Consider the following 9,610-nt stretch of genomic DNA (forward strand, 5'->3'; position numbering starts at 1 on the left):
TTATGAATATAGCAAATACTGAAAAAACTACAGTAATTGTAGAGTCAGAGTCAGAATCTAAAGAACGAGCTTTGGCTGATGCTCTAACTAAAGTATCAAAGAGTATAAATAGAGATAATCAATTAGTATTCAGAGTGAAACCTGTAAATTTAAGTATCGTTGAAGCCAAAGAAAGAAAATTTAAAGAAAAATTTCTGTGGTTATTCTTTCCAAGAGTTAGAAAAAAATTCTTTATTCGCTTAAAAGTTGATGTTGAAATTCAATATATAGATATAAATGATATCAAGTTTGAGAATTAGAGATTTATAAGTATGAGGTGATATTCGATGCAGTTTATTACTATTTTGTTTGAATCGTTAATTGTTGGTGCGTTAGTAGGATTTCCCGTTGGAGTAGGAGCGGCAAGAATGTTTAATGCTCCAACTGTTCAAGCATTAGGAGCATTTAGAACTTTGGGAGAAATGAACGCAACTGAGGGAGATCCATTATCACATTTCTCTTTCGGATTAGGCTTTTTCTTTAATGCATGGGCTTCAACCGTTGCGGCCGGATCGTTTACTCAAGATGTTACACATAGAGTAATTCCAAATTGGGCAGCTGCATTATTAATGATAAAGAATCATGATGAGAAAGCTATGCATGATGCTAAAAAAATGGGTATTGCAAGTGCAATTATAGGTGCTATTTTAGTTGCATTTTTAAATCTAACGAGCACATCTTTACCCCATTCACTTCAAGTTACAGCAGTTAAAGTATTAGTTCCAGCAGCAACATTACTTATTAATACTGTAATGCCCGTTATTTTTTGGCTCGCAGCTATTGATGCTGGTAAAAGATCTGGAATGTTTGGAACTATTTTTGGAGGATTAGCTCAATTAATTATGGGTAATGCAGTACCTGGTGTTGTTTTAGGAATTTTAGTTGGTAAAGGTGTCGATGAAAGTGGTTGGAATAAAATTACTCGATCAATATTAATTGCAACTATAACTCTATTCATTCTTAGTGGATTTTTCAGAGGCTTTGACGTAATGATGCTTAAACAATTAAATATTGGAGTTCCAGATTGGATAATTTCCTTGCACAAAGTAATTGGTGGATAAACCAGAAAAGGAGAAAGAAATGATAGACAAACATGAAGAAACACCTATTTATGAACAAAATCTCGAGCATACAAAAAATTTCTGGTATGCAGATTGGAGTTTTCCAGTTATTGTTGGCTTAATGTCAGCCGGTGTTTTTGCTGGAACATCTATGTACTTTAATTATGGTACTGGTGCATTCAATGAAGTTGCTTTTGTGGCAATGTTGAAAGCCGGAATGACTGGAGGATCTTACGGTGCGGCAGCAGCTTTTGGGGCAAGTTTCTTATTTGCTAGAGTTTTAGAGGGATCTTTAGATGGAATTTTGGATTTAGGAGGCTCAATTCTAACAGGTGTTGGTTTGGGTATACCAGCTATTTTGTTGAGTATGGGAGTTAAAGCACCCATTCAAAACTTCTTCTTAGCTATTTTAACAGGTATGCTGATTGGATTAATAATAGGTGGAATCATTTATTCAATTCGTCATGTAACTTTGAAGCAATCCCAATCAACTTTTGGTGCTGATATTATGATGGGGGCTGGTAATGATACTGGTCGATTTTTAGGACCATTGATCATCTTGTCAGCTGCTCAGGCTTCTATTCCAATTGGGATAGGTGCAATTATTGGGTCTGCCATATTTTATTTATGGAAAAAACCAATTGCTGGGGGAGCAATCATTGGAGCCATGGTAATGGGGTTGTTCTTCCCAATAAAACTTTAGATTTATCTATTTAGGAGAACATAATGTTAGATTTGTATTTAAAGAATGGCATAAATGCCATTAACGAAGAGCCAATTGAAATTGGGATTTTAGGAAAAAAGATTATTGCTGTAAGTAACAAATTAGAAGGTATACAAGCTAAAAATACTATTGACTTAGAGAAAAGCTTGGTTTCTGCAGGATGGATAGATGACCATACACATTGTTATGAAAAACTGACATTGTATTACGATGACCCAGATGAAGATGGATACAAGAGTGGTGTAACAACGGTCATAGATGCAGGATCTACAGGTTCAGACAATATTGAAGATTTTTACAATATAACAAGAAATAAGGTTACAAATGTTTTTGCAATGATTAATATTGGAAAAACTGGGATCTTGGCACAAAACGAATTAGGAGATTTTTCTAAGGTTCAATCAGTCCCATTAAAAAAAGCTATATGTAATTTGAAAGACTTTATTGTTGGAATAAAGGTCAGAGAAAGCCATTCCGTTGTTATAAATAATGGGGTTAAACCTTTAATAGTTGCAAAGAAGATACAGAAAGAGTTAGGTGGTCAATTTCCAATAATGACACATGTTGGGGCAAATCCACCAGAATTAAAGAGTGTCATGGATCTTCTAGATGAAAATGATATTATCACTCATGTATATAACGGAAAACCGAATGGTATTTTAGATAAGGAACATAATATTTCTACATTTGCATGGGAAGCATATCGTAGAGGAGTTAAGTTTGATGTTGGTCATGGAACTGATAGTTTTAACTTTAATACTTTTGATTTGGCATATAAATGTGGTTTGATTCCATATTCCATTAGCACCGATATTTATAATAGAAATAGAATCAATGGACCAGTATTTAATATGTCGACTACTATGGACAAGATGCTTTTGTGTGGACTCTCCTTGGGAGAAGTAGTAAAGAAAGTGACGGAAGCTCCAGCTAATTCGTTTAATTTAGTAACAAAAGGAAAATTGAAGCCAGGTTATGATGCAGATATTACAATTTTTGATTTGGAAAACAAAGAAAAAGAATTAATAGATTCAAATAATAATACAAAGAAGACCAGTACGGTCATTAAGCCAAAATCAGTCGTTGTAATGGGAAAATATTATAAAATTTAAGGAGGCAAGCCATTGAATATTTATGAAAAATTAGACTTAAAGCACGTTATAAATGCTAGTGGAAAGATGACTATACTCGGTGTATCAAAAGTATCAAAAGAAGTGATAGACGCTCAAAATTTCGGAGATACCCATTTTTTTGAAATTGAAGATCTTGTTAAGAAAACAGGAAATTACTTGGCCGGTCTATTAGGGGCAGAAGATGCTATTATTGTAAACTCAGCTTCTGCTGGAATTTCGATGGCAATAGCTGCAATTATTGGTAGAGGATCACAATATCATGTATATCATCCTTTTGATAATCGATTCAGTAAAAATGAAATTATCATTCCAAAAGGCCAGAATGTTGATTATGGTGCTCCTGAAGAAGTAATGATCAACTTGGGAGGAGGAAGAGTGGTAGAAGCAGGTTATGCCAATATGTGTTCTCCAAAACATATTGAAATGATGATAACAGATAACACTGCTGCAATTTTTTATGTTAAAAGTCATCATGCTGTTCAAAAAAGCATGCTATCAATCGAGGAAGCAGTAAAAATAGCACATAAATATAATTTACCTTTGATCTTAGATGCCGCTGCTGAGGAAAATTTGAAAGTATATATTGACATGGGTGTTGATATTATTATTTTTAGTGGTGCAAAAGCTATTGAAGGACCTGCTTCTGGACTAGTATATGGAAAAGCAAAATATATTGAGTGGGTTAGAATGCAGAGCGCAGGAATTGGACGTGCTATGAAAATTGGAAAAGAAAATATCCTTGCTTTTACTGTAGCAGTAGAAAAATACTTAAATAATGGACCAGAGACAGGATATCATATGAAACAAAGATTGCGTCCATTTATCGAAAAATTGAAGACTATTCCAAATATAGCAGTAGAAGAGGTTAAAGACCAAGCTGGAAGAGAAATTTATCGAGCAGATATTGAGATAAATAAAAATTATAAGAAAACAGCGCCAGAAATAATTCAAGAACTTAAGAGTCAAGACCCTGCTATTTATACAAGAGAATATCGAGCAAACGAAGGAATAATTGAATTTGATATACGTGCTGTTAATGATAAAGAAATGGATCAAATTGTAGACAGATTAAAGGAGATTATAAAGTAAAATGAATAATAATATTAATTGGTATAAAGATCAGGTTGCTCTTAATGTATTGGCTGGATCGTTAGAAAATGCCAAAAAAGTTTATGATGCTTGTGAAGGGCATGTTGTATTGGGGGTATTAACAAAAGATTATAAGGACAACAGTTCTTGTGTTTCTGCTATGAAACAATATCAACAGCTTACAGAAAATGCAATTTCTGTTGGTTTAGGTCAAGGTGATCCCAACCAAAGTTTGATGGTTAGCCAAGTTGCCCATGAAATTCAGCCCCAACATGTTTGTCAAGTATTCACAGGAGTAGCTTATACGAGAGCAACTCTCGGACAAAAGGATACATATATTGATGCTTTAGTTTCACCTACTGGAAAAGTTGGGTATGTGAATATTGCGACTGGACCATTAAGTTCTAAAGAAATGGTTGCCGAAGTACCAGTTACAACTGCTATTGCTTTAGTTAAAGATATGGGTGGAAATTCGTTTAAATATTATCCAATGGGGGGCTTAAAACATCGAGCTGAATATGAATATATTTGTAAAGAATGTGCGTCTCATGATTTAGGCATTGAGCCATCAGGAGGAATTACTTTAGAAAATTTTGAAGAGATATTACAAATTGCACTGAATGCAGGTGTGAAGAAAATTTTACCACATCTTTATGCTTCAATTATGAATAAGAAAACAGGAGAGACTAATATTGAGGATATCAGAAAGTTACTCGAAATTATAAAGAAAAACGTGTAATATTAATATTTTTTCTTTAAGAACCTCATTCCAATAAAGAAGGATTGAGGTTCTTATGTTTAAACAGGCTGTGAGTAATAATTATTTATTATGTTATTGAGGGATACCCAAGATATACTGCATTACTCTAGATGTTAGTTAATCGCCCTAGGCAATAAGCCAATTGATGATCATTATGCCCTTTATCTCTTGCTGTAGATAACATAGTTAAAAAAGACATAATCGTTGACAAATGGTATGAACTTTGAAGTTATAATAGTAGATTTTGTTGATTATTTTGTAGCCAATATTGGTATATTCACGAAAAACTCTACATGATAATTGTGAATTAGCCAACAAATGATTATCGAAAAGAATTCAATGGTCAAGAATTGTATTCTTACGTCAGCTTTTTAGCTCTTTTCTTGGAGTATCTTAAAAATTAATTGTAGCAACTGGCATGAACGATAGTTAAAACGTGAAAAAAATAGATAGCCGAAGACTTCACAAAATCTTTTGTAGGATTTGATTTCTGTTTTACGATGATTTAAAGATTTAGCTAGATAATGTTTACGATATTAATAAATTATATATAATAGCTGAATCCCTTTAAACTAACTTGTAAAGGATACTAAAATGCTTAAGTCCCAGGGAGTTTTAATCGGAGTGGCCTATTTATTGACTTAAACGATTTAATTAGCACAAAGCGATCTATTACTATTTTTGCTTGATTAAAATAGGCCGTTTTGTATTGTTATTTGGTAGTATTATAAAGTTATATAAATTTCATTGCTACGGTATTATTGCACGTAATAAGAAATTTTATTTCATATTATATTGAATGATATACTGCACAGGTGTATACGTTGAAAACGTTTTCTTAATTTTGCAAAAATAGATGTTATATATGTTAGGAGAAAAAAATGAATGTATTACTTTCTTGCAGTGGTGGTATGAGCTCTTCTTTGATTGCAGAAGCAATAGAAGATGCCGGAAAAAAGATTGGTAGAGAAGTATCCGTAAAAGCTACTGGAACACAGCATGTTGCGGATGATTTAAACGACGGAAATTTTGATATCGTGTTACTTGCTCCCCAATCAATTTATGCTAAGGATCAAGTAGAGAAAGATGCTAATGCGTCTAATCTACCTTTTATTTTGATTCCTAGAAACCTATATAATCCATTTTCAGGTGAAAAGTTATTAAATTTAATCCTTGAAAAATTGAATTAGTCCTTGTTTAGAAGAAAGATTTTCAAAAGGTGGAAAAAATGAAATTTAATGCTGATAAAGTAACCGAAAAAATGGCCAAATTAGCAGGAAATAGATATTTTACGGCAATTAGAGATGGTATGGCTGTTATTATTCCTGTGGCTGTTGTAGGCTCATTCTTTACCATTGTAGCAGCTTTTCCTGTTGACTCATGGAAGACCTTTATTACACCATATTTACCAATGTTACAGATACCAGTGACATTCTCTATTGGTATGATGGCTCTTTATTCATGTTATGCTATGGCGTCTGCACTAGCTCAAACATATAAGTTAGATAGAAATTCCTCAGCAACTATTGCTACCATGGCATTTTTAATTCTAACTGTGTCCCCGGGCGCACTAACAGATAAAGCTGCAAAGCTAGCTGGTATGGCTGTTGGAACAGTGTTGCCATCTGTAAATTTTGGTGCTAAGGGCTTATTTACAGCAATGCTTGTTTCAATGCTTTCAGTTGAAATTATTAGATGGTTTAAGCAAAAGAATTTAGTAATAAAAATGCCTAAAGGAGTTCCCGCTTCAGTATCTAATTCATTTATGTCTTTAGTTCCTGCTGCTGTAATTATCTTGGGATCATGGATAATCAAAGAACTTCTACATTTCGATTTGAATGCTGGTTTATTAGCAATCTTGTCTCCATTATCGCATTTTGCAAAAGATAACTTTGCGTCAGCGATAATCCCACCTTTATTTAATTCTGTATTTTGGTTCTTTGGTGTACACGGAGCAATTACAAGTACACCGATTACTCCATATTGGTATGACAACTTAAATATTAATATTGATTGGTTGGCCAAAGGTGGTGTTGCTGCTAATGCACCTCATTTTATGACTGAGCAGTTCTTCCAATGGTTTGTATACATTGGCGGATCTGGTACTATTATTGGATTATGTATCTTACTTGCTTTTGCTTCGAAATCCTCATTTGGTAAAACTGTTGGAAAAGCTGTAATTTTACCAAGTATTTTCAATATTAATGAACCAATTATTTTTGGTTTGCCTATTGTTTTAAATTCATATTTCGTAATTCCATTTATAGCAGCACCAGTTATTACTTCTGTAATTACATATTTTGCAATGGTATTACATTTGGTAAGTAGAACCATAGCTTTAGTACCTTGGACACTTCCTGGACCTATTGGAGCTTATATGGCAACTGGCTTTGATTGGCGTGCAGCTGTTTTAGCTATTTTAAATATTATTGTTTCAATTATAATTTACTATCCTTTCTTTAGAGCATGGGATAATAAACAACTTGAAATTGAAAGACAAGCAAATGAACCAGACACTGAAGTAAAAACGACTGGTGAAGTGGAAAATTTATCTATAAGTGATAATGCTGGCTTTCAAATTGCTTTTGTAAAAAAGGTTTTTAGAAAGATCAGTCTTTTTATAGAAACAAGGAGAATAAAGGATTATGGAAGAGCTTGAGAAAAAAATATTTGATATTATAAGTAGTGCAGGTCAAGCTCGTTCTTTATTTATGCTCAACATACAAGATTCAGAATCAGGTAAATTTGACGAAATAGAAAAACGCTATGAAGAAGCGAAAGAATGCTTGAAAGATGCAGAAAAAGCCCACTTTGAAATAATTACAAATGAGGCTAAAGAGAAGAGTAGCAAATTAAGTTTGCTTCTTGTTCATGCAGAGGATCAAATGATGGCAGCGGAATTGTTGCAAGATTTGTCCATGAGCATTGTAAGATTAAATAAAAAAGTTAGAAATTAATCTTTCTTATTCTTAGGTTTATGTAGTTATTTTCTGTTATAGAGGCAATCTTCTATAGTGTAGTTATAGAAGATTGCTTTTTTAAAACAAGAGAAATTTAGGCATTTATAGTTAATAATTTAGGAGAGCAACATGTTAAAAGAGCAACGAATTGTTAATTATGAAAAAATGGGATTAGGGCTATTTATTCATTGGGGATTATATTCTCAATTATCTCAGGGGGAATGGACGCAATTTATACATGAAATTCCTAAAGGTAAGTATGAAAGTCTAATCAAGGGCTTTAAAGCAGAAAAATATAATGCAAAAGAAATTGTAAAAGTTGCAAAACAAATGGGAGCGCATTATATAATATTGACAGCTAAGCATCATGAGGGCTTTTGTTTATATGATACTAAAGGGCTAACGACATTTGATTCTATTCATAGTAGTGCTAAAAGAGATTTAATTAAAGAGTTTGTAGATGCTTGTCATGAAGCAAATATCTCTCCTTTTTTGTATATGGCCACGTATGATTGGCACAATCCGTACTATGAAAATAATTTTGAGCAATATTTGGAATATTTATACAAATCGGTAAAGATTCTATGTAAAGACTACGGAAAAATAGGTGGATTTTGGTTTGATGGAAATTGGAATAAACCTGATGCAAATTGGAAACAAGATAAGCTATATAGTATGATTCGAAAATATCAACCTGATGCTATGATTATCAATAATACGGGATTGGTAGAAAGAGGAAAAATTTCGAATAAAGAAATTGATGCAGTTACATATGAACGTGGATTGCCCGGAAGAGTAAATCACGGTAAAGAGGGAGAAAAGTATGTTGCCGGAGAAATTTCTGTTACTTTGAATCAGCATTGGGGAAGAGCTTCAATGGATTTTGATTATAAGTCGCCAAAAGAAATAATTGAGACCATAGTTCATGGTAAGAAAGTAGGTGCCAATACTGTTGTAAATATTGGGCCAAATGGTGATGGTTCAATAAATAATATTGACTTGGAGTACTTAAAGTTAATTGGAAAATGGACCTCATTATTTTCTGAAGCATTTTACAATGGATCAAAAGTTTCTTTACGATCTACTTCAAATAAAAAAGATTTTGCGATTAAAGTTGAAAATACTTATTATTTTTTTGTTCACGATTTAAAGATCAAAGGAAATAGCAATGTGGTTTTGGGTGGAGAAAGTATAAATCCAAAAACTTATGTAGATATTGATGACCCATTGAAAGAATTATATTGGCTAGATAATAGTGAAGAATTGAAATTCATACAAAATAGTGAAGGAATTGTTACATTTGATGCAACCGGATACCGCTACGGAACAGATTATGTTGTTAGGGTAGCTAAAGGTGTTATAAAGTAAAAATATTGTTTAAAAGGAGCAAAAGATGACAATGCGCAACTTGGGATTATCAATCTATCCCGACCACAGTGAATATCAAAAAGATGCCGAGTATCTTGAACTCGGCCATAAATACGGTTTTACAAGAATCTTTATGAGCATGCTGGAAGTTCAAGGAAGCGTTGAAGAAACCAAAGCCAAATACCAAAAAATCATTAACTTTGGCAACAGTTTGGGCTACCAAACCTTTATCGATGTTTCGCCACAACTGTTTAAGAAGCTCGGTATCTCCTATTCAGATCTGAAGTTTTTCAAAGAAATCGGAGCAACCGGCTTAAGACTCGATCAAGCATTTGACGGTGCTACTGAGGCGATGATGTCTTTTAACCCTTATGGCTTGATTATTGAACTCAATATGAGTAATGACGTCGATTATTTGAATAACATCATCAGCTACCAGCCTAACACTCCCTTTCTTTATGGCTGCCACAACTTCT

11 protein-coding genes are annotated in these 9,610 nt (G+C 33.3%); all 11 read left to right on the forward strand.

What is annotated here, in order from left to right:
• Window positions 1–2 precede the first annotated feature (2 nt).
• Window positions 3–299, forward strand: a complete 297-nt coding sequence (locus BN52_RS01515; RefSeq protein ID WP_008472317.1) for a DUF4312 family protein — start codon at window positions 3–5, stop codon at window positions 297–299.
• A gap of 27 nt (window positions 300–326) precedes the next feature.
• Window positions 327–1,100 (forward strand): DUF4311 domain-containing protein, encoded by a 774-nt coding sequence (locus BN52_RS01520; protein ID WP_008472318.1) that lies wholly within the window; start codon window positions 327–329, stop codon window positions 1,098–1,100.
• A 19-nt stretch (window positions 1,101–1,119) separates the two neighbouring features.
• Window positions 1,120–1,803 (forward strand): DUF4310 family protein, encoded by a 684-nt coding sequence (locus tag BN52_RS01525; RefSeq protein WP_008472319.1) that lies wholly within the window; start codon window positions 1,120–1,122, stop codon window positions 1,801–1,803.
• Between the two features lie 23 nt (window positions 1,804–1,826).
• A complete protein-coding gene (locus tag BN52_RS01530) occupies window positions 1,827–2,936 on the forward strand; it encodes an amidohydrolase/deacetylase family metallohydrolase (protein WP_008472321.1) in 1,110 nt (369 codons plus the stop codon).
• A gap of 12 nt (window positions 2,937–2,948) precedes the next feature.
• Window positions 2,949–4,046 (forward strand): DgaE family pyridoxal phosphate-dependent ammonia lyase, encoded by a 1,098-nt coding sequence (locus BN52_RS01535; RefSeq protein WP_008472323.1) that lies wholly within the window; start codon window positions 2,949–2,951, stop codon window positions 4,044–4,046.
• A 1-nt stretch (window position 4,047) separates the two neighbouring features.
• Window positions 4,048–4,785 carry a 2-dehydro-3-deoxy-phosphogluconate aldolase gene (gene dagF / locus BN52_RS01540; RefSeq protein WP_008472324.1) on the forward strand — a complete coding sequence of 246 codons (738 nt, stop codon included), beginning with the start codon at window positions 4,048–4,050 and terminating at the stop codon, window positions 4,783–4,785.
• A 902-nt stretch (window positions 4,786–5,687) separates the two neighbouring features.
• Window positions 5,688–5,996 carry a PTS sugar transporter subunit IIB gene (locus BN52_RS01545; RefSeq protein ID WP_008472325.1) on the forward strand — a complete coding sequence of 103 codons (309 nt, stop codon included), beginning with the start codon at window positions 5,688–5,690 and terminating at the stop codon, window positions 5,994–5,996.
• Between the two features lie 38 nt (window positions 5,997–6,034).
• Window positions 6,035–7,465: a PTS sugar transporter subunit IIC gene (locus tag BN52_RS01550; RefSeq protein ID WP_008472326.1), complete on the forward strand. Its 1,431-nt coding sequence runs from the start codon at window positions 6,035–6,037 to the stop codon at window positions 7,463–7,465.
• The gene (locus BN52_RS01555; protein ID WP_008472327.1) at window positions 7,452–7,763 is read left to right on the forward strand and encodes a PTS sugar transporter subunit IIA; all 312 of its coding nucleotides are present in this window, start codon (window positions 7,452–7,454) and stop codon (window positions 7,761–7,763) included. Before BN52_RS01550 ends, BN52_RS01555 begins: the two co-directional genes overlap by 14 nt.
• Window positions 7,764–7,895: 132 nt before the next feature.
• Complete coding sequence (locus BN52_RS01560) at window positions 7,896–9,134, forward strand: alpha-L-fucosidase (protein WP_008472328.1); 1,239 nt, start codon at window positions 7,896–7,898, stop codon at window positions 9,132–9,134.
• Between the two features lie 25 nt (window positions 9,135–9,159).
• On the forward strand, window positions 9,160–9,610 hold a 451-nt coding region (locus BN52_RS01565; protein WP_040473294.1), incomplete at its 3' end, for a MupG family TIM beta-alpha barrel fold protein.

It is taken from the genome of Lactobacillus gigeriorum DSM 23908 = CRBIP 24.85, assembly GCF_000296855.1.
GTDB classification, from domain to species: Bacteria; Bacillota; Bacilli; order Lactobacillales; family Lactobacillaceae; genus Lactobacillus; species Lactobacillus gigeriorum.

Bases quoted from the DNA above. Each gene is read 5' to 3' on its own strand.
- BN52_RS01515 (WP_008472317.1), top strand. From the start codon at position 3: ATGAATATAGCAAATACTGAAAAAACTACAGTAATTGTAGAGTCAGAG.
- BN52_RS01520 (WP_008472318.1), top strand. From the start codon at position 327: ATGCAGTTTATTACTATTTTGTTTGAATCGTTAATTGTTGGTGCGTTA.
- BN52_RS01525 (WP_008472319.1), top strand. From the start codon at position 1,120: ATGATAGACAAACATGAAGAAACACCTATTTATGAACAAAATCTCGAG.
- BN52_RS01530 (WP_008472321.1), top strand. From the start codon at position 1,827: ATGTTAGATTTGTATTTAAAGAATGGCATAAATGCCATTAACGAAGAG.
- dagF (WP_008472324.1), top strand. From the start codon at position 4,048: ATGAATAATAATATTAATTGGTATAAAGATCAGGTTGCTCTTAATGTA.
- BN52_RS01545 (WP_008472325.1), top strand. From the start codon at position 5,688: ATGAATGTATTACTTTCTTGCAGTGGTGGTATGAGCTCTTCTTTGATT.
- BN52_RS01550 (WP_008472326.1), top strand. From the start codon at position 6,035: ATGAAATTTAATGCTGATAAAGTAACCGAAAAAATGGCCAAATTAGCA.
- BN52_RS01555 (WP_008472327.1), top strand. From the start codon at position 7,452: ATGGAAGAGCTTGAGAAAAAAATATTTGATATTATAAGTAGTGCAGGT.
- BN52_RS01560 (WP_008472328.1), top strand. From the start codon at position 7,896: ATGTTAAAAGAGCAACGAATTGTTAATTATGAAAAAATGGGATTAGGG.